The 20,401-nt window shown below is 39.5% G+C and carries 16 protein-coding genes; 9 read left to right on the forward strand and 7 right to left on the reverse strand.

What is annotated here, in order from left to right; genetic code table 11:
• Window positions 1-29: 29 nt before the first annotated feature.
• From HGD76_RS09115 to HGD76_RS26435, 7 genes are all read left to right on the forward strand, one after another.
• Window positions 30-1,778 (forward strand): N-acetylmuramoyl-L-alanine amidase, encoded by a 1,749-nt coding sequence (locus HGD76_RS09115; protein ID WP_168695593.1) that lies wholly within the window; start codon window positions 30-32, stop codon window positions 1,776-1,778.
• A gap of 320 nt (window positions 1,779-2,098) precedes the next feature.
• Window positions 2,099-4,249 (forward strand): glycine--tRNA ligase subunit beta, encoded by a 2,151-nt coding sequence (glyS, locus tag HGD76_RS09120; RefSeq protein ID WP_168695594.1) that lies wholly within the window; start codon window positions 2,099-2,101, stop codon window positions 4,247-4,249.
• 21 nt (window positions 4,250-4,270) lie between these two features.
• The gene (locus HGD76_RS09125) at window positions 4,271-4,597 is read left to right on the forward strand and encodes a hypothetical protein (protein WP_168695595.1); all 327 of its coding nucleotides are present in this window, start codon (window positions 4,271-4,273) and stop codon (window positions 4,595-4,597) included.
• 328 nt (window positions 4,598-4,925) lie between these two features.
• Complete coding sequence (gene murD / locus HGD76_RS09130; protein WP_168695596.1) at window positions 4,926-6,290, forward strand: UDP-N-acetylmuramoyl-L-alanine--D-glutamate ligase; 1,365 nt, start codon at window positions 4,926-4,928, stop codon at window positions 6,288-6,290.
• Between the two features lie 460 nt (window positions 6,291-6,750).
• Window positions 6,751-7,146, forward strand: coding sequence for a Pepco domain-containing protein (locus HGD76_RS09135; RefSeq protein WP_168632804.1), 396 nt, complete (start codon window positions 6,751-6,753; stop codon window positions 7,144-7,146).
• 7 nt (window positions 7,147-7,153) lie between these two features.
• Window positions 7,154-9,034: an SUMF1/EgtB/PvdO family nonheme iron enzyme gene (locus tag HGD76_RS09140; RefSeq protein ID WP_168695597.1), complete on the forward strand. Its 1,881-nt coding sequence runs from the start codon at window positions 7,154-7,156 to the stop codon at window positions 9,032-9,034.
• Window positions 9,035-9,301: 267 nt separating this feature from the next.
• On the forward strand, window positions 9,302-9,568 hold the full coding sequence (locus HGD76_RS26435; protein ID WP_503488469.1) for an SUMF1/EgtB/PvdO family nonheme iron enzyme: 267 nt from the start codon (window positions 9,302-9,304) through the stop codon (window positions 9,566-9,568).
• Window positions 9,569-9,763: 195 nt separating this feature from the next.
• Here the strand turns inward: HGD76_RS26435 and HGD76_RS09145 are convergent, their stop codons facing one another.
• From HGD76_RS09145 to HGD76_RS09165, 5 genes are all read right to left on the reverse strand, one after another.
• On the reverse strand, window positions 9,764-10,144 hold the full coding sequence (locus tag HGD76_RS09145) for a hypothetical protein (protein WP_148767013.1): 381 nt from the start codon (window positions 10,142-10,144) through the stop codon (window positions 9,764-9,766).
• Window positions 10,145-10,398: 254 nt separating this feature from the next.
• Entirely contained in the window at window positions 10,399-12,069 is a 1,671-nt protein-coding gene (locus HGD76_RS09150) for an alpha/beta hydrolase (RefSeq protein WP_168695598.1), read from the reverse strand.
• Window positions 12,070-12,132: 63 nt separating this feature from the next.
• Window positions 12,133-13,347, reverse strand: a complete 1,215-nt coding sequence (locus HGD76_RS09155) for a hypothetical protein (protein WP_168695599.1) — start codon at window positions 13,345-13,347, stop codon at window positions 12,133-12,135.
• A 322-nt stretch (window positions 13,348-13,669) separates the two neighbouring features.
• Window positions 13,670-15,580 carry a tRNA uridine-5-carboxymethylaminomethyl(34) synthesis enzyme MnmG gene (gene mnmG / locus HGD76_RS09160; protein ID WP_168695600.1) on the reverse strand — a complete coding sequence of 637 codons (1,911 nt, stop codon included), beginning with the start codon at window positions 15,578-15,580 and terminating at the stop codon, window positions 13,670-13,672.
• A gap of 186 nt (window positions 15,581-15,766) precedes the next feature.
• Entirely contained in the window at window positions 15,767-16,231 is a 465-nt protein-coding gene (locus HGD76_RS09165; RefSeq protein WP_233467142.1) for a hypothetical protein, read from the reverse strand.
• A gap of 163 nt (window positions 16,232-16,394) precedes the next feature.
• Between HGD76_RS09165 and HGD76_RS09170 the strand changes: the two genes are divergently transcribed.
• Window positions 16,395-17,528 carry an ISAs1-like element ISAsp2 family transposase gene (locus HGD76_RS09170; RefSeq protein ID WP_168694588.1) on the forward strand — a complete coding sequence of 378 codons (1,134 nt, stop codon included), beginning with the start codon at window positions 16,395-16,397 and terminating at the stop codon, window positions 17,526-17,528.
• Between the two features lie 453 nt (window positions 17,529-17,981).
• Here the strand turns inward: HGD76_RS09170 and HGD76_RS09175 are convergent, their stop codons facing one another.
• Complete coding sequence (locus HGD76_RS09175) at window positions 17,982-18,317, reverse strand: XisI protein (protein WP_148763954.1); 336 nt, start codon at window positions 18,315-18,317, stop codon at window positions 17,982-17,984.
• Window positions 18,305-18,721, reverse strand: coding sequence for a XisH family protein (locus tag HGD76_RS09180; RefSeq protein WP_168695601.1), 417 nt, complete (start codon window positions 18,719-18,721; stop codon window positions 18,305-18,307). The genes HGD76_RS09175 and HGD76_RS09180 overlap by 13 nt, the downstream gene beginning before the upstream one ends.
• A 198-nt stretch (window positions 18,722-18,919) precedes the next feature.
• On the opposite strand from HGD76_RS09180, the gene gatA reads away from it, so the two are divergent.
• A complete protein-coding gene (gene gatA / locus HGD76_RS09185) occupies window positions 18,920-20,380 on the forward strand; it encodes an Asp-tRNA(Asn)/Glu-tRNA(Gln) amidotransferase subunit GatA (protein WP_168695602.1) in 1,461 nt (486 codons plus the stop codon).
• Window positions 20,381-20,401 lie beyond the last annotated feature (21 nt).

Raw genomic sequence — 20,401 nt, forward strand, 5'->3', positions numbered from 1 at the left:
CCCTATTCTGAAATTTTCTGTGTTTGTCCATGAAAAAACTTTTAGGATTAGTATTATTTAATTTTTTAGTCACCTCCTCAGTTGCGTTAGCACAAGAACCACTTTTAGTAGTTTTTCCCCCGACAAACTACCAAACCAGCACAGAAAAAATATTTTTTATCGGTACAGCGCCCCCCGACGGGCAAGTTTTAATTAATGGTAAGCTCGTTAACCGTAGCAAAGCCGGGCATTTTTCCCCCAGTTTTCCCTTACAGTTAGGAGAAAATATATTTAAAGTTCGTTACCAAAATCAAGAACGAGAGATTAAGATCATCAGGGTATCTACTCAACCTGAGTTACCTCAAGGGTTAGGCTTTGCTAAGGATTCCTTGACTCCTGCTGCTGATATTGCCAGATTACCAGGAGAATTAATTTGTTTTAGTGCAGTTGCACCACCTCAAGCTACTGTCTCAGTCAATCTGGTAAATCAAAATATTGCCCTTTTACCCCAGCCTTCACTGGCACAATTACCTCCAAATTCAAGTGTTTTGACGGGGTTAAATCAGCCTAATCTTTCTATTCTTACCAAATACCAAGGTTGTACAACAGTCGCAAATGCTGCTGATTTAGGAAAACCTCAATTTAATTTACAACTGAATGATCAAAGAATAACTCAAACTGGTTTAGGAAAAATCGAAATTCTCGCGCCCACACAATTAGCAGTTGCGGAAATTGCATCAGAATCAGGCGTTACTCGCACGGGACCTAGTACCGATTATTCACGACTGACACCATTGCCAAAGGGAACTATGGCAAGTGTTACGGGAAAAGAAGGTGAATGGTTGCGCTTAGACTATGGGGCTTGGATTAATAGCAACGAAACTACAATTATATCAGGTGCGGTTGCACCACAGACGGTGATTCGGAGTGTCGGCTATCGGCAATTGGCTGAAGCGACAGAGATGCGTTTTCCTTTGGAAAGTGCTGTGCCGGTGAGTGTGGAACAGGGAAATAACTCCTTTATTCTCACCCTCTACAATACCACTGCTCAAACAGACACAATTCGTCTAGATGATGACCCCCTGATTTCTCGCCTAGATTGGCAACAGGTAAGCCCCACACAGATCAAATATACTTTTAACCTCAAAAACCTCCAACAGTGGGGCTATAAGCTGAGGTATGACAATACAACTTTGGTTTTAACTTTACGTCATCCACCCCAGCTTAAAAATAGTAAACGCCTACCTTTATCTGGCATCAAAATTGTACTTGATCCAGGACATGGAGGTAAAGAATCTGGCGCTAGTGGACCAACTGGGTATTTAGAAAAAGATGTGAATTTGATAATTTCTCAATTGCTGCGAGATGAGTTGGTGAAGCGCGGTGCTAAAGTAGTGATGACCAGAGAAGATGATCGTGATGTTTCATTAGTCGAACGTCAGGAAATAATTAATAAAGAAGAACCTGCGATCGCTCTTTCCATTCATCATAACTCTTTACCGGATAATGGTGATGCGGAAAAAACTAAAGGCTTTGGTACTTTTTGGTATCATCCTCAATCACACAGCCTCGCAGTATTTTTACAAAATTACGTAGTTAAAAAACTTGGTAAACCTTCCTACGGTGTATTTTGGAATAATTTAGCCCTGACTCGTCCTAGTGCTGCACCGGCGGTATTATTGGAATTGGGTTTTATGAGTAGTCCTTATGAGTTTGAGGAAATAGTTAATCCTCAAGCACAGAAGAAAATGGCTAATATTTTAGCTGACGGGATAACTAAGTGGTTTAAAATAAAGTAAGGGCGAAGCATTCGGAAAATATCCTTTGAGAAAAACCAATAATTGATTGCCCGAATGCTTCGCCCCTACTCTTAGGTACTTGTTATGCCAAACTATTATTTATATTCATTAAACAATATTAAAGGATGTATCAATAAATGTCTAAAAGTGCTGTAAAAGTTGACATATGAAGAATATTTGTTATTAACTATAGATACAATGCAGATTGTTTGTAGATAAAATTAGTCCTATGACTGGTAAAAGAGATATTAAAGTTCGAACTGACGTACAATACTGGAATTGACTAATATTAAGCCACGCCAAGTTAAAAACAGTATCTTATGCCAGCATTTTTATTAGAGGTCGGTACAGAAGAATTACCCGCAGGTTTTTTGAGTGATGCTATTGTACAATGGCGATCGCGCATTCCCGAAAGTCTCAAAACCCATAATCTCCTCAATACCGTTGTCGAAGTCTATGGAACACCGCGACGGTTAGCAGTTCTCATTACCGGTTTACCTTCCCAACAAGCAGACAGGGAAGAAGAAATCAAAGGACCTCCCGCACAAGCAGCCTTTAAAGATGGACAACCCACTAAAGCCGCCATTGGTTTTGCGAGTAAGCAAGGTGTAGATATTTCCGCTTTAGAAATTCGTCCCACAGAAAAAGGGGATTTCGTCTTTGTGAACAAACAAATTCCCGGTCGTCCCATAGCCGACATTTTAACCGAACTTGTCCCCCAATGGGTCTGGAACTTAGAAGGTAAGCGGTTAATGCGGTGGGGACATGGTGACGGACGATTTTCCCGGCCAATTCGCACTTTAGTCACATTGTTAGATGGGGAGATTTTACCATTAGAATTAGAAAATGGGGCAAAAGTTGTCAAAAGTAACCGCCTATCTCGCACCCATAGAGTATTACACCCGGAATCTGTTAGTATTTCCCACGCTACAGAATATGTGAAAACATTGGCTTCCGGTTATGTAAATGTTCCCCCAGAAAACCGAGCCGAAATCATCACAAATCAAGTCAAAGCCGCCGCCGAAAAATTAGGTGGGTATACCCCAATTTACCCCGATTTACTAGCAGAAGTAATCAACTTAGTTGAATATCCCACCGCAGTTATCGGCCAATTTGAAGAAGAATTTCTCAACTTACCAAAAGAAGTAATTACCGAAGTCATGGTAAGTCATCAGCGTTATTTTCCCGTCTTCAAAAATGCTGACTGTCAGGAATTATTACCCAATTTTATTACTATTAGTAACGGAGATCCTGCCAAATCAGATATTATCGCTGTCGGGAATGCGAGAGTAATTCGAGCGCGGTTAGCAGACGGCAGATTTTTCTATGAAGCTGATTTATCTAAACCTTTAGAAAGCTATTTACCCCAATTAGAAAAAGTCACATTCCAAGAAGATTTAGGTTCAGTTCGTGTCAAAGTTGAAAGAGTAGTTAAAAATGCCGAAAAAATTACTACTCAATTACAATTAAATCCAGTCCAAACCCATAATATACAAAGAGCCGCATTACTTTGTAAAGCCGATTTAGTCACGCAAATGGTTTATGAGTTTCCTGAATTACAGGGAATTATGGGCGAAAAATACGCTTTAGCAAATGGTGAAAATCCAGAAGTTGCAAAAGCGATTTTTGAGCATTATTTACCCAGAAATGCTGATGATATTTTCCCCCAAACTCTCACAGGGCAAATTGTCGGTTTAGCTGATAGATTAGATACATTAGTTAGTATCTTTGGTTTGGGTTTAATTCCCACAGGTTCATCAGATCCTTTTGCATTGCGTCGCGCGGCAAATGCGATTGTTAATATTACCTGGTTGGCGAATTTGCAAATTAATTTATCAACCCTTTTAGAACAAATCGCCACAGATTTTGCTACAACTTTTAATAAAGATGCCAAATCCTTAATTAAAACCTTGCAAGAATTTTTCCTGCAACGGATTCGCACCTTATTACAAGACGAAAAACAGATAGATTACGATTTAGTAAATGCAGTTTTGGGAGAAAATGATCCTGAATACACAGAACGGGCATTAACGGATTTATTAGATGTCCGCGATCGCGCTCTCTATTTACAAAAAATCCGCAAAGATGGTACATTAGATAAAATCTACGAAACTGTCAACCGTTCCACCCGGTTAGCAGCACAGGGAAATTTAGATTTTCAAACCCTAGAACCACAATCTTTAATTAATCCCGAACTGTTCCAGAAAAAATCCGAATCTGCATTTTATAACGCTTTGCTGGAACTAGTTCCCCAAACCCAAGCAGCACAACAAAACCGGGATTATCAACTGTTAGTAACCGCACTAGCAAAAATCGCTCCTACCGTGGGTACATTTTTTGATGGTGAAGACAGCGTTTTAGTTATGGACGCAAATTCCGATATTAAGCAAAATCGCTTAAATTTACTGGGATTACTGCGAAATCACGCCCGTGTATTGGCGGACTTTGGCGCGATAGTCAAAAATTTGTAGGTTGAAAAAATATCTTCTCAGTTGTTACTCATTGACAAAACAAATCATATAAATGTTATTGTTGTTTTGTCTTTTAATGTTTTGAAAATCAGAGGCGATATGGAATTAAAAAACCTAGCTGAAATGTTCGCAATTTTGACCATTTTAGAACCAGATACAAAAATCTGTCAACTAACCGCAAGACTTGCAGTTGCAGGTTCAGCAACCGAAGGGGAAACTGATACTGCTGTTATCAAAGAGATAAAGAATTGTTTATCCGACTTGCAAAAAGAGTTGAATGACGTTAACAGCAAGAAATTACAAGCAAAAGAAAAACTCTTAACCAAAATTTTGACTCCTGACGCGTAATAGTTGATCTTTGTAACTTTGAAAGTGGTCGCTTGCTGATTCTATCAAGCACGATCACTTTCCTGTTAACTCTTACTTTTATAGCGGTATGCAATTGAGTAAAATACAGTCGGTAAATCACAAACCCGGTAGAGGCGCAGGGTCTGCGCCCTATACTTTATTGCATCCGACCCATAATCGCTAAAGTCTTTGAAACCTAATAATACTCAGATGTTTATAACAAATATTTCTCTTACTTGGGTAAAATTACTCAAACAAAAAAAACTTGTTAAATTGTTGCCAATTAACGCTACTATAGTGAAGCTTAACCAGGGATGCTACATAGTCTATGCCAGAAGCGTTAATTATTGGATTCGGAAAATCCGGTGTTGCTGCGGCAAGATTGTTGAAACAGGAAGGCTGGGAGGTTGAACTTTGCGATAGTAGCACCTCCCCAACCCTCCTCGAACAACAACAAAAACTCGCCAGTGAACACATTACCGTCAAATTAGGAAACACACCAGAATTCACCGATTCTGATATATCCAAGTTAATAATTGTCAGTCCCGGAGTTCCTTGGGATATTCCTATTCTAGCCAAAGCGCGAGAATTGGGCATAGAAACTATTGGCGAAATGGAACTAGCTTGGCGACATTTACAAGATATCCCCTGGGTAGGAATCACCGGTACAAATGGTAAAACTACCACCACCGCCTTAACAGCGGCTATTTTCCAAACAGCAGGATTGAACGCTCCCGCCTGTGGTAATATCGGTTACGCTGCTTGTGAAGTTGCTTTATCTACGAAAAAACCAGATTGGATAATTGGCGAACTTAGTAGTTATCAAATTGAATCTTCTGTAACTTTAGCGCCTCGTATTGGGATTTGGACAACCTTCACCCCAGATCATTTAGCCCGTCACAAAACATTAGAAAATTACTATAATATCAAAGCCAAATTATTACATAATTCCCAAATCCAAATATTTAACGGTGATGATGTTTATTTGAGCAAATTAGGATTAAATCATTGGCCAAATGCCTATTGGACAAGTGTTAAAGGTCAAGAATTCTTAATTGGTGAAAAAGGCTTTTATATAGAAAATGGCTGGGTAATGGAAAAAATTACCACCACACCCCAACCCATTGTGGAGGTATCTGCATTGCGAATGGTAGGGGAACATAACCAGCAAAATCTCCTCATGTCTGTGGCCGCCGCTAGATTAGCAGGTATAGATATTGCCGCTATTTCTCAAGCTGTCCGTGAATTTCCTGGTGTTCCCCATCGTTTAGAACATATCTGCAATTGGCAAGGCATTGATTTTATTAACGATAGCAAAGCCACTAATTACGACGCAGCCGAAGTCGGTTTAGCATCTGTGCAAAGTCCCGCCATTTTAATCGCTGGTGGTGAAGCTAAAGCGGGAGATGATAGCGCCTGGTTAGCCCAAATTCAAGCGAAAGCCGCCGCCGTCTTACTCATTGGGAATGCAGCACCAGCATTTGCTAAACGGCTGGAAGAGGTGGGATATAGTAATTATCAAATAGTCGAAACGATGGCAAAGGCTTTACCCATATCTGCGGAATTAGCCAAAAAATATCAAGCTTCAGTAGTATTATTATCTCCAGCTTGCGCTAGTTTTGACCAATATCCTAACTTTGAAATGCGGGGTGAAGACTTTCGGCAATTGTGTCAAAAGTATCTAGTATCGTAGGTTGGGTTGACACAAGGAAACCCAGCATTTGGCTTTGGTGAATGAAAATATGGATTTATTTCACGCAGAGACGCAGAGACGCAGAGACGCAGAGAGGATGAGTAGCGTTGTAGGTTAGGTTGATGCAAGGAAGTCTAATATTAATCAAATTTATATGTTTTTAGGACTTACGCACTATACAAATTAATCATTTTATGTATTGAAGGAAATACGTTGTTTCAGGCTTTCATTGATGATTACATTGATCGTAAACAGACAAGTATGGTAGGGGTTTAGCAGTGCTAAACCCCTACGAGGAACCTGATTTTTCACTAATATATATTCTGTTTTTTTTTGTCAATTCGTAAGTTATAGTTTTGATCTCTGTTCCCTTTCTTAACGAGTGAATTTAATTTTGTCCGACTACCTACTTTACTCATCTTATGTGCGAGAATTGTCCAAGAAGGTGTGAGAATATAACATGACAGACAAAAACTGGCAAGATGAAGAACTGTGGATTGTCACCGCAAGTAGTTCTGATAATGGTTCAAAACAAGGGATGAAAGCTGTTAGAGGTAATGGTAATCCTTACAGTAGTCCTGCGGTTACGGATGAAGAAATAAAAAACAGTCGCATTACAGCCGGCACCTTAGCGAAGCAAATGTCGCACTTTGTGGGTGTAATCAGTGGTGTGTTTAGTAATGTTCAGAAGCAAGTCGAAACCCAAGGGGAACTCCAGCTTGATGAAATTACCCTCACGGTAGAAATTAGTAGTGAAGGTGAAATTAAATTACTGGGTACGGGTGTAAAGGCTGCTGGTAAGGGTGCAATTGAGCTAAAATTTAAGCGTTCATCACCCCAATCACCTGTAAATTGACCGCAATATGGCTAAGAATTGCGCTGTTGTCATTGGCGTTAACGAATATGACGAAATTCAGTGCCTCCAGTATGCAAAAACTGATGCAGAACGGGTGCGCGATTATTTTTCAACTGGTTTAGGTGTACAACCAAACTATCTATATTTTTTCTCTGATGATTCACCGCGCAACAGCCTGGGAAAGAAAACTCAACCAACCTACGGTACACTAAACAGCTTTTTCAATGATCGCTTTGAACAGCCTTTTTTAGAATCTGGGGATACTCTCTGGTTCTATTTTAGCGGTCATGGGATGCCCCACGAAGGACGAGATTATTTATTACCCATAGATGGAAATCCTCGCACTGTACCCAATTTAGCAATTCCCATTACCTACATCACAGAACGTTTGCGGCGCAGTGGTGCGGATAATGTAGTGTTGTTTATTGATGCTTGTCGCAGCACTGGTCAAAAAAGCGCTGGTTTGGGAATTGGTGAAGAAAAACAGCAAGGTGTAATTACCTTTTATTCCTGTAGTCCCAGTCAGGTTTCCTACGAAATTGAGGACATTCAACAGGGTGCTTTTACTCATGTATTACTCAATGGGTTGCAAATTCAAGGTGAAAGCAACTGCGCGACGGTTGAACGGTTGTATAACTATTTGCGCTATCAAGTTCCCCAATTGACCCAAAAGCATAAAAATTATCCTCAGACTCCCTATGCTGCCATAGAACCTGCTACAAAATTGCATTATATTTTATTGCCTAAATCTGCCACTGACAGGGATATTAGCACCCTCAGAGAAGATGCTATGCAAGCAGAAATTGAAGGAAATTTTGATTTAGCTTTTCAGTTATGGGTGCGTGTGAACGTGGCCGCAGGTGGACAGGATATGAAAGCCATTGCAGCCTTTGGGAGATTGTCAAATAAGCAGAACCTAACCCCCCAACCCCCTTCCCTACCAGGGAAGGGGGAGAAATCAAAGCCTCTCTCCTCCCAGGAGAGAGGTTTGGAGAGAGGTTCTTCAGAAGCACAGGGACAGAAAATAGCAGTAGTAAAAGGCTCTGAGTTGACTGTAAATTTAGGTCAAGGCTTAACCCTGGAACTGGTGCGAGTGCCTACAGGGAAGTTTATGATGGGAATGCCCCCAGAAGAACGCCAAATAGCCCTAGAAAATGCCCTGAAATATAACGTAGAGCGTGAAAAGGCTGAAGAATGGTTAGACTGGTCTACCCCCCAGCATGAGGTGTATTTGCAAGAGTTTTTAATGGGCAAATATGCTGTTACCAATGCCCAATGGTACGCTGTCATGAAAACTAAGCCATCTGAGCAATATGATTCCGAGTTTCAAGGCGATAAGCAGCCTGTAATTGGCGTTTCCTGGCACGAAGCCCAGGCTTTTTGTGAAAAGATATCTGAACAAACAAAGCGGGCTGTCAGATTGCCCACAGAGGCAGAATGGGAATATTCCTGTCGGGCTGGAACAACTACAGCCTTTGCTTTTGGTAAGACTATTACAACTGATCAAGTTAACTATAACGGCAATTATCCTTATGGTGATACCCCCAAGGGCAAATATCGAGAATGTACCGTAAATGTGGATAGTTTCACCCCTAACCCCTGGGGTTTATATCAAATGCACGGGAATGTCTGGGAATGGTGCTGGGATGAATTTCACGACAGTTATAGCGAAAAGCCAGCGCGTTTAAAAAGTAATGGCAATGAACCTTGGGGAGAATTAAAGGTAGTTAAAGAAGATAACCGTGCTTATATATGTCGGGGCGGTTCTTGGTACGGCAATGCTATCCATTGCCGTTCGGCGGTTCGTGACGGGGACCACGCGCGTCTTCAAGACACTCTTCTCGGTTTTCGTGTTGTGTTCGGGTCTTCCTCGCCAGGACTTTCTTAGCCCTTTACCCTCTTGCGCTTTTGCGCTCTTCTCTTTATTTCTTTACCCTTGCGAGCGCCAGCGAGCGAATTTTTTTTATTATATACATCTTCAAAAATGTAGAGACGTTCCATGGAACGTCTCTACAAAGGGTTTAATATCATCAAAAATCATTTGTTAAAGACTTGTAAACAATATCGCCGATTAATATTCGGATGTTGTAAATTGAGGGTGGCTATCCTTGCTTATACTTCTTAGTATGTATGGCACATAGCTTGGGGTTGAGTTATTAAACGGGGCGGTTCTTGGTACAACAATGCTATCAATTGCCGTTCGGCGAATCGTAACAGGAACAACGCGCGTAATCAAGACAATAATCTCGGTTTTCGTGTTGTGTTCGGGTCTTCCTCGCCAGCACTCTCTACAGTCAGAGTTGATAGGAGGGATTCTATCAAGCGTACACCAGAGAGTCCAAACTCAAACCCAGTGATGTGGGTGACTATATCCAAATATAAAACCGAGCCAGTTAGCTTGGTAGGGAAACCGAAGACTTGACTGGCTCAATTCAAAAACATTTTCCTAGTACCATAGTACCGTAGGTTGGGTTAAGCAAAGCGCAACCCAAAATTTATTGATTAACACAAATAAATAAGCATCCTTATGGAAGTGCAAGTGTGAGTCAAAAAACTAGGGACACAACATTGTTATGTCCCTAAAAAAATCAAGTTTAAAAATTTTCGTTCATCTGGCTTATTTAAAGAAATCTTTGCCGTCGATTAATGAAGGTGTGTCATTCGTAATCTTTTTGAACTCAACTGTCCGGCTATTATCACCTACTGTCACTTTTTGATAGCGCAGACCATCTAGTTTTCCAGCTTTTCTGAGTAATTCCCAGTCATTCGCGTTGATGCGGATTGTGGCAGATGGACCACAGCAGTTGTATTGGACATCTTTTTTTACTACGCCTCCAGAATAATTAAGTGTAAGGCACTTTTGTTCATAAATACCAAGAGCTGTAGTAGCCGCACCCTGTAACACTGTTTGGATACAGTCTTGAGCTAATGCTTGTTCTTGTACTAGCGAGAAGAATAAAGACGGCATCATTAAGAAGGCAACGATCATCTTTTTCATTAGGGGAAATCCTCATGAGGGTTGCAAATTTCATCTTCCTATAGATATAGATTAAGAAAGTTTATTTATGCTTAAAGTTTAATGATTTGTAATATTAAATAATTAATATATAATATCATGTTGAATATTCTCTCTTGAGAAGGATTATTAACATATTAATAATCTGTAGGATGGATTATATATTTTACCCTGAGTGAAGTTGGGCTTGGTTTACCCTCCAAGCCTTTTTACTTATTTGCTCGTCCTTTAACCTATTATTTATTGGCTGTCATACCTGGACCTTGTGCTTCTTGTATCATCTCAGGAGAAAGTTCTCGCACTATCCGCAAGGGAAATAGACGAGTTGAGGAAATTTGAGCGTAGTCAGAAGTTAGAAAAGGAGCATATTGACTAGCTTCAGGGGTTAACTGTGCTGCCATTGCGAGGGTAATGCCTTTGAGGAATTTCCGCACATCTTGAGCCTGTTTTCCAGTTACTTCTTTATTCAATATAGGTTTACCTGGTTTTCCTTGTTGATATGGAGTGATTTTAGGATCTATCACACTCAAATGAGAACCACCAACCACACCCACTAACCATTTTGGAGAGGGAATTTTGGCAAAACCCATGATTTGTTCAGTTAATGGTGGGGTGATTTTATCTGCGGAACTGGAGAGGATTAATGTGGGAATTTGTACTTTTGTTAACCCAGTTTCTCCAAACATTAAAGAAGTGGTAGGATTAAGAGCGATCGCTTGTTTAATTCTATTGTCTCTCAATTGATAGGTTTTTTCTGGTAATGCTTGCGCCACACACTGAAGACCTTCACTTAAATTAGTCTTACCTAATTTCCGCTGACAGCTTTGTTTCAGGTTTTCGATTTGTAATTCACCCCCAGCTAATGCTAAAGCCGTTCCCCCACCAAAGGAATAACCCACAACCATAACGTTATTAGTTGCTAGTTTTCCTTGTAAGGGACTATTCGCAGTTTGGTTAAGTTTTTCCAATTCATCTAAAATAAAACTGATATCACGCGGACGGTCTAAAAATTCTTGGGGTGCAACCAGTTGGTTTTTATTTTTTTTGACTGCTTTAGAAGCAGTTTCATTACTACCAGGATGTTCTAAAGCCGCAACCACATAACCATGAGAAGCTAAATGTTCAGCTAAATAACGCAAGTCAGTTCGCACTGAACCAAAACCGTGAGAAAAGACAATTACAGGTTTATTTGCAGTTGCAGCAGTAGAAAAATAAACATCTAGGGGAATTTGTCGTTGACGCTTTTGGTCGTTAAAACTTAACTTGAGTGTCTGTACCTGCGCGCTTCCTCCTTGAGTCGGGTCTAAAGAAGCAACTTTGATATCTTTGATATCTTTGGGGTTAACCTGGGGAGAAAGACCAAACATAAACCGCTGAGTGCGGATAAATGCACCATTCAAACTCCTCGCTACAGTTATAGCTTGAGGTAAATTAATTTCTAGACGTTGACTGGGATATGCGGCTATAAAACTCAGTATAGATAAACCCTGTGGAGAATTAGCGCCTAAAACTAATCCGCCTTTCATCGCTTGTAATCCAGCTTGATCCCCACGGCTAATAGCTGTAGAGACATCACTGAGGATTGTAGTCCCAATTTGGGTATTGATTAATCTATCTAAAGTAATAACATTTATGGGAATTCGGATTTTTAGTCCCTCCACCAAAAAGCGCCGTTGTTCTTCAGTCATTCTCTTGGTATAAGTTCCCAAACTAGCTGGTAATTTGCCAGTTTCTGTAGACTTTTTTAACTCTTCTAAGGATACAGATTCCTCCAAAAGTCCATAGCGAATTACAACGGTATCTGCGGCCTGTGCAGAGGTGTTAACTACAAAAAACGGTGTCAGAGCAACAGCACAAAATACACCTGCAAATACCTTAAAATCCTTCCAGCTTTTTTGTGTGAACATCTTTAATTGTAACTCAACTTAGGAAATTCTACCTGATTTTCAGTCAAGAGTAGAATTATAGAATTAAAGCTTTTGTCCTGTATAAATAGATCGCACCTCACCATTACGACGAATAATAGCTTCACCGTTACTGACTTCTACTAATATCCAACCTGTATGACCAATATTTTCACCTAAACTAATCCGGTGACTGATACCATCCACTTTAAACAAAGCCACGGATTTATTCCCTAACTCCAATAATCCATCTAATTGTGCGGAATAGCTAGGCACAGAAACCTGTTCTACTATGTTAGTAGGTTCTTTTGCTGGTAGAGCATTGACTGCGACTGGGTTGGGCTTAACCTGCGTTGTTTCTGCTATGGGTTGAGTCGCTGGTTGTTTATCATTAATAGGAAAATTCTGAACTGCTAAAGAAGAAGATGAAGGTAATTTGGGTGGTATTGGTACTGGGGGAACAGTTGGTATTTGATATTCGGGTGCTGGTGACTGATAAACTGGAATATATATACGCTCAATCACATTAGGGGAACTTGGCTGATTAGTAGCAGGTAGTGCATTATTCGCTGCTACAGGTAAAGGCAAAGTTGCAGTAGGTTGGGTATTTAATAAAGGTGCGGCAGTTGTTTGATTAATATTACCAGCAGGAACTCCTGGTTTAATAGTTATTTTATCATTAGTTGTTCCCTGCTGTTCTATTAAAGTCAAGGCTGCCAACATATAATTTACTAAATCTAATTGAGGATCTGTTGTCACAGAAACAGGTGATGATATTTGAGGATTTGGCCAACTTTGGGAAGTTAATTGAGTATTTATTGTAGTTAATAAACCAGACTCAGTTAAGTAAACCATCCCTAGCGTCCCTAAAGTTAAGCTTAATCCCATGAATATTACTTTACTTAAACTACTAATTTGTGGTTCACTTTTGGTAGTAATTCCCCCGATAGATGGAGGATTAACTACCAGTGTTGTAGTTTGGATATTTTTAATAGGTGAAGCGGACTGTAATGGGATATTAACTGTTGATGGCAAAACCACATCAGGCATTTTAAATGACATGGGTTGGACAGGTATAGATTCTCTTCTGTCTATATGATGATTCCGCTTACTTGGACTATCTAAAATATTTTCAATATCATTAAAAAGTTCATCCATTAAACTTTCAGCATAGGTTTCTATCATCCAAGGCTCGCTGGTGACAGAATCTATGGCTAACGCCATGCTGGTGCTATCGGATGCTTCTGAAACAAGTAAATCAGTGCTAGATTTGGGTAACATAGGCTTTTTCGGTTGTAGCTAAAAATAATAAAAAACAACGCCGCTACTGCTGTGGAAATCAACTACCTTTTTTACCTGAATTTTCATCTGTTCTGGAAAATTTTGGTGATATTTAGTTAGAAAAGTTTATGGCCAGAGTTGGGAAAAAGGAGTCAGTAAATAACCAACAACGAAAAGTAAAATCGCCCAAACCCTCTTCACTCTTGCCTCTTGCCTCTGGTTACTGAGCGAAGTCGAAGTTGGTTACTGAGCGAAGTCGAAGTATTGCCTCTTGCCTCTTGCAATAACGACGATTTTCAATGCTAACCTACTTATCTATTACTTATTGGGAAATCGCTGGAGCAACCTTGTTTTTAGCTATTTCTAAATATATCAGCAGGGCGTTGATATCGGCTGGGTTAACTCCCCCAATTCTCGCAGCTTGTCCAATGGTGAGGGGTTTAACTTTGTTCAGCTTTTCTCTAGATTCTTTAGAGAGAGTTTCAATGGTTGAGTAGTTTAAATCACCAGGTAGCTGGCGATTTGCTTGACGGGCAACTTGGTCAATTTGGTGTTGCTGTCTTGCTAAATAACCCGCGTACTTAATATCAATTTCTGCTCCTTCTTTTTCCGCTTGTTTGAGGTTGGGGTTATGGAGTCCGTGACGTTCTAAATCAATGTAATGGATACCTGAACGACGCAGTAAATCAGCAAGAGTAATAGAGCCTTTAATTGCTTGTTGGGTGTCTTGAGCGATCGCTTGCCCCACTGGCTCATTCTCCTTTATTCTAGTACAATGTAGGCGTTCTTTCTCCGCAGTAATTTGTGCTTGTTTTTGAGTATACAAGTCCCAGCGCCGGTCATCAATTAAACCTATTTCCCGTCCCAGAGGTGTCATACGCAGATCAGCATTGTCGGAACGCAGTAATAACCGATACTCTGAGCGACTGGTAAGCATTCGATAAGGTTCTCGTAAATCCTTCGTACACAGGTCGTCAATTAATGTACCAATATAACTTTGTTCACGGGGGAAAATAATCATTTCTTCACCCCGCACAAACCGCGCTGCATTGATTCCCGCTACTATCCCTTGAGCGGCAGCTTCTTCATAACCTGTAGTCCCGTTTACCTGTCCTGCACAAAATAATCCGGGGATTTTCTTAGTCATTAATGTGGTAAAACACTGAGTTGCGGGTAAATAGTCATACTCTACTGCATAAGCCGGACGTAACATTACACAGTTTTCTAAACCCGTCAAACTCCGCAACATTAAAACTTGCAAAGTTTCAGGTAACCCAGTGGAAAACCCTTGGATATACAATTCAGGAATATCCCTTCCTTCCGGTTCAATAAAGATTTGGTGACTTTCCTTATCGGCAAAGCGGACAATTTTATCTTCAATACTCGGACAATAGCGGGGTCCTTTTGCTTCCACCCACCCACCATATACCGGGGACAGATGTAAATTTTCCCGAATTAAACGATGAGTTTCCGTAGTGGTGCGGGTCATGTGACAAGGCATTTGTTCCCGTTCTACCCACACTTGGGGGTCAAAACTAAACCACCGCACAGCTTCGTCACCCGGTTGAATTTCCATTTGACTATAATCAACGGAACGCTTATCAACCCGTGCCGGTGTGCCAGTTTTCAGTCTACCGGTTTCAAATCCTAAGCGGTTGAGAGTTTGTGTTAACCCTTCCGCTGCAAACTCTCCTGCGCGTCCTGCGGCCATGGATTTATTCCCCACCCAAATTTTGCCACCTAAAAATGTGCCGGTGGTGAGAATTACCGCTTTGCAGTGAAAAGATACGCCAAAATAAGTTTCTAAACCAATAACTTCATTATGATCATCTAAGATTAAATCTGTTACCATGGCTTCACGAATTGTCAAATTCTCTTGATTTTCGACAATTCCCTTCATTATCGCCGCATATTCCCGCTTATCAGTTTGCGCCCGTAATGCCCATACCGCAGGACCTCGTGAAGAGTTGAGGATGCGTTTTTGCAGGTATGTCCGGTCTGCTATTTTGCCAATTTCCCCCCCTAAAGCATCTATTTCATGGGTTAATTGGGACTTGGCAGGTCCACCCACAGCGGGGTTACAAGGTTGCCAAGCGATTTTATCTAAGTTTAGGGTCAATAGCAGAGTTCGACAACCGAGGCGGGCAGTAGCAAGTGCTGCTTCGCAACCGGCGTGACCTGCACCGACGACAATCACATCATAAGCGTCTTGGAATTCAGCGGAATTGTGCATGGTCTTAGTTACAAAATTAAGTTAGTTAGGATTTATTATATGAATAGTTTATTATACATTATTTTTAATTTGTCGGTGATTAGCGGTATGAATTATGTTTCGCGCAAAGTCGCAAAGGAGCAAAGCCGCAAAGTTGGAGATTTTAAATTTTTAAATTTCATATTCCAATTAAGTAACACAAAATTTTCACACTAATAAATTTTCTATCCCTGTTGTTGTTCCTGCTGTGGAAACTTGGATAACTCTGCTATATTGCAACCGCCATTGTAAAGCGTTAGAAATTGTTAGATAGCCTATTTCTGGAGGTGATTGTAAAATTCGTGCTGCTAGTGCTTCGCGTCCAATTTCATCTAAAGGAAAATTACGTTCTTCTAAAAAAGCTATCACATCATCTTTATTGCCATTGCGGCGGATAATTTCTTTAATTCCATAGGTAGTTTGATAGTCTCCAGTTCTTTCTTTAGTTACAAAAACGACATTCTGACATTTTGAATTGGCAGTTAGAGAACTATGATCATCAATTTTTTCGTATGCAAATATTAATAAGTTATATCCTAAACCATAGACTTTTTGACTTGCATTTCTAAATGGACAGGAAGACTGAGGCTGTTTAATAGATGCAGGGGAAACGCATCTAATTTTTTTTGACAAAATGTAACTTCTATGAATAGATAAAAAGGGCAGTATTACCATGTTAATATCAAGCCAATAAATGAGTATGAAGAAAATTTGATGGTAAATTCGTTTCTATAAGAATCAATAAAATGAGTTGAAGTGGTATTCTCAATAAAACTAAAGAGACAAAATTCACAAAATGAAGCTACCACCAAAAATCACAATAGTAGATCACTTTAAAGATTTAGAAGATAAAAGAGTTGAGAGAACAAAAAGGCATAAATTAATAGATATAGTAACCATTGCGATTTGTGCAGTGATCTGTGGAGTAGATAGTTGGGTATTGATGGAGGCTTATGGAAAAAAGAAAGAAAAATGGCTAAAACAATTTTTAGAACTTCCAAACGGGATTCCATCTCATGATACATTCGCCAGAGTATTTGCGAGAATAGATCCGCAACAATTTCAGAATTGTTTTTTGAGTTGGATAAAATCTATCAATAAAATTACAGAAGGAGAAGTCATAGCAATAGATGGGAAAACATTAAGGCATTCATATGATAAAGGAAAGGATAAAGGTGCGATTCACATGGTAAGTGCATGGGCAACTAGTAATAAATTAGTATTAGGACAATGTAAAGTAGAAGAAAAGTCAAATGAAATAACAGCCATACCGGAATTAATTAAAGTATTAGATATAGCCGGATGTTTAGTAACGATTGATGCGATGGGGTGTCAAAAAGAGATAGTAAAATCAATTGCAGAAAAATCAGGCGAATATATTATCGCACTCAAAAAGAATCAAGGTAATTTATATAAGAATGTAGAAGAAATCTTCAAAGAAGCTATATCTAAAGGGTTTGAGGGATTCAAATATAGTGAATTTCATACAAAAGAAGACAAACATGGAAGAGAAGAGATTCGTCATTATCTCATGTTATCAGACATAGAAGAAAGAATAGATACTGATAAGAAATGGGTAAATCTTCAAAGTGTAGGAATGGTAGAATATATACGAAAAGTTAATGGAAAAACGAAGGTTGAGACAGGCTATTATATAAGTAGTTTGACAAATAATGCGAAATTACTAGGAGAATCAGTCCGCACTCATTGGGGTATAGAGAATTCATTACACTGGGTTTTAGATGTAGCTTTTAGAGAAGATGATTGTCGGATAAGAAAGGATAATGCACCACAAAACTTTGCAGTTATTCGTCATATAGCAGTTAATCTTTTAGGAAAAGAAAAAAGCCAAAAACTAGGAACTAAAAGTAAGCAGTTTTGTGCAGGATGGGATGATGAATATTTAGAGAAGATTTTAGAATGTATCTGATAAAAATCAGAAAATATAGACAAATATAAATATAACCAATTTATTTTTCTGTTGATTCTACAATAGAATCTATATTTTTGATGCCAAAAAATATAGATATTAATATATAGAACTGAACAAAATAAATCCATCATTAAAAATAAATACTTACTCTAAATTTATGAAATTTTTATAATTTTAATAAAGGAATTTATCAGATTTTGAATGAAGTTAGATATTTTCCCATATTGATGCACTAATATAGTATTCTGTCAAGATAATTTAGATGCGTTTCCCCTGCCTTCATGTTACCAATATTTTTGTAATTAGGGCAATAATCGGTTTAGCGCTGTAGGTTGGGTTGAATAAAATGAAACCCAACAAATATCAATAACAGCAATATTGATCTTGGGTTGCGTTCCTTAACCCAACCTACGAGATCGGCGATTCCTACGGAGCGCTTCGCTATCGCGCTTAAATTACAGCATATCCCGTATGTTGCCTAACATTGTGTGGGTGAAAACCCAAAACAATTTTATCTTTAGGAATTCCCGCTGCTTCTAATTCATAAGTAACACCATCTTCTGTATCATCTCTTTGTACCCAGATTTTGCCATCAATAATGTCAAGATGAACTAAGCAACCGTGAATTCTTTTCGCTCCTTCCCAACCAATAGTTATTAGTAAATAGCTATCATTTTCATCATCAAAAACTGTTTTACATTCAATTACTCCATAGGAGTAAGGAATTTGTGTATAAGGTATTAACACTTCTTTAATAACCCGGCGATAATTATCTAAGGTATCCATTGAGTAATCCTCTCAGCATCAGAATTAAAAACAAGTAAATTCAGATTTTCGCTTTCTCTTAAAAGTTTACCAATTGGTTCTTCAAATAAATCTGTAAATACAGTGTCACGGACTCCTAAATATAACATTCTATCAGGTTCTAGACGACTCATAACAGCACGATACAAAACAAATCCACCAATAGCATCTTTAAGATCAGCCATTTCTGAAGGACTGACAAAACTTTTAATTTCTACGGCAATTTTTCTAGTTCCTTGTTCTGCCGCTAAAAGTTGTTTTGCTCCTAAATCTACATACATATCTTTTTGACCCCATTTTAAATGTAGAGGGTCATTTGTAATTATCCAACCTTCTTGAATTAAGGCATTTTTAACAGCATTGTGATAGATGTCCTTTGCCGGCATATTAAAATTGGCTTTTCCCAATAAACGTATAAACTGATTATCCAACCATAACTAATATTTTCATTATAACTAAACTCTCTCCGTGCCTCTGCGCCTGGAGCGTGAGAAAAAAATTCGCTGTAACTTCAAACGAAAATTTCCCAATCCCCACACCTGTAAATGCTAAAATCAATGACTTGAATCATAAAGAGAACAATTATGGCATCCATCCGCGAGTTGCACGAACAGATAATTAGTAAAGAACGTTCTGCCGTTGAAATTACCCAAGAAGCATTAAATCGGATTCAGGAGTTAGAACCCAAACTACACAGTTTCCTCACAGTCACGACAGAACAGGCTTTAAAACAAGCTCAAGCTGTGGATGCAAAAGTCGCTGCTGGAGAAGAAATTGGCATCTTAGCGGGGATTCCCATCGGTATTAAAGACAATTTGTGTACTAAGGGGATTGTCACCACCTGCGCTTCCCGGATTTTGGAAAATTTCGTGCCACCTTACGAATCCACCGTTACCCAAAAACTAGCTGATGCTGGGGGTGTCATGGTAGGTAAAACCAACTTGGATGAGTTTGCTATGGGGAGTTCTACAGAAAACTCCGCTTACCAAGTTACCGCTAATCCTTGGGATTTATCCCGTGTTCCTGGTGGTTCTTCTGGTGGTTCAGCAGCAGCGGTAGCAGCCGATGAATGTGTGGTTTCCCTGGGTTCGGATACGGGGGGTTCAATTCGGCAACCTGCGTCCTTCTGCGGTGTTGTGGGGATGAAACCGACTTATGGGTTAGTTTCCCGTTATGGTTTGGTGGCTTATGCTTCGTCTTTAGATCAAATTGGACCATTTGGACGCAGTGTAGAAGATGCGGCTATATTATTGAGTGCGATCGCCGGTTATGATCCTCAAGACTCTACCAGTCTCAAAGTTGCCATTCCTAACTATGCGGCTAGTTTAAAACCGGATCTCAAAGTCAGGAAGAAATTGAGAATTGGTGTCATTACAGAAACCTTTGGTGAAGGTTTAGATCCAGAAGTAGAAGCCGCTGTCACCAAAGCAATTGATCAATTGCAAGAATTAGGTGCGGAAATTCATCCGATTTCCTGTCCCAGTTTCCGCTATGGTTTACCAACTTACTACATTATCGCTCCCTCGGAAGCATCAGCTAACTTGGCGCGTTACGATGGCGTTAAATATGGTTTGCGTTCCCCTGATGCAGATAATCTTTTATCAATGTACACCCGAACTCGTTCTCAAGGTTTTGGGGCGGAAGTCAAACGCCGGATTATGATTGGTACTTATGCCCTTTCCGCTGGTTATTATGATGCCTATTATTTGAAAGCACAAAAAGTCCGCACTCTCATTAAACAAGACTTTGAAAAAGCTTTTAAAACAGTAGATGTTTTAATTTCTCCCACTGCACCGACTACAGCATTTCGAGCCGGAGAAAAAACTACTGATCCTTTGAGTATGTATTTAAATGATTTAATGACTATTCCTGCTAATTTAGCTGGTTTACCAGGAATCAGTTTACCTTGCGGTTTTGATAGTAAAGGTTTACCCATTGGACTGCAAATAGTTGGTAAAGTGCTAGGAGAAGAGCAACTTTTTCAAGTAGCTTATGCCTATGAACAATCAACTAATTGGCATTTACAAAAACCTAAAATGGCTTAGTTTTTCACTTGTAGGGGTTTA

This window comes from Dolichospermum flos-aquae CCAP 1403/13F, from assembly GCF_012516395.1.
Classification (GTDB): Bacteria; Cyanobacteriota; Cyanobacteriia; order Cyanobacteriales; family Nostocaceae; genus Dolichospermum; species Dolichospermum lemmermannii.

Coding starts and splice junctions, on each gene's coding strand:
- gatA (WP_168695602.1), top strand. CDS start 18,920: ATGGCATCCATCCGCGAGTTGCACGAACAGATAATTAGTAAAGAACGT.
- HGD76_RS09150 (WP_168695598.1), bottom strand. CDS start 12,069: ATGTTCACACAAAAAAGCTGGAAGGATTTTAAGGTATTTGCAGGTGTA.
- HGD76_RS09155 (WP_168695599.1), bottom strand. CDS start 13,347: ATGTTACCCAAATCTAGCACTGATTTACTTGTTTCAGAAGCATCCGAT.
- mnmG (WP_168695600.1), bottom strand. CDS start 15,580: ATGCACAATTCCGCTGAATTCCAAGACGCTTATGATGTGATTGTCGTC.
- HGD76_RS09145 (WP_148767013.1), bottom strand. CDS start 10,144: ATGAAAAAGATGATCGTTGCCTTCTTAATGATGCCGTCTTTATTCTTC.
- HGD76_RS09115 (WP_168695593.1), top strand. CDS start 30: ATGAAAAAACTTTTAGGATTAGTATTATTTAATTTTTTAGTCACCTCC.
- HGD76_RS09175 (WP_148763954.1), bottom strand. CDS start 18,317: ATGGATACCTTAGATAATTATCGCCGGGTTATTAAAGAAGTGTTAATA.
- HGD76_RS09170 (WP_168694588.1), top strand. CDS start 16,395: ATGAAGCTACCACCAAAAATCACAATAGTAGATCACTTTAAAGATTTA.
- glyS (WP_168695594.1), top strand. CDS start 2,099: ATGCCAGCATTTTTATTAGAGGTCGGTACAGAAGAATTACCCGCAGGT.
- HGD76_RS09180 (WP_168695601.1), bottom strand. CDS start 18,721: ATGCCGGCAAAGGACATCTATCACAATGCTGTTAAAAATGCCTTAATT.
- HGD76_RS09140 (WP_168695597.1), top strand. CDS start 7,154: ATGGCTAAGAATTGCGCTGTTGTCATTGGCGTTAACGAATATGACGAA.
- murD (WP_168695596.1), top strand. CDS start 4,926: ATGCCAGAAGCGTTAATTATTGGATTCGGAAAATCCGGTGTTGCTGCG.
- HGD76_RS09135 (WP_168632804.1), top strand. CDS start 6,751: ATGACAGACAAAAACTGGCAAGATGAAGAACTGTGGATTGTCACCGCA.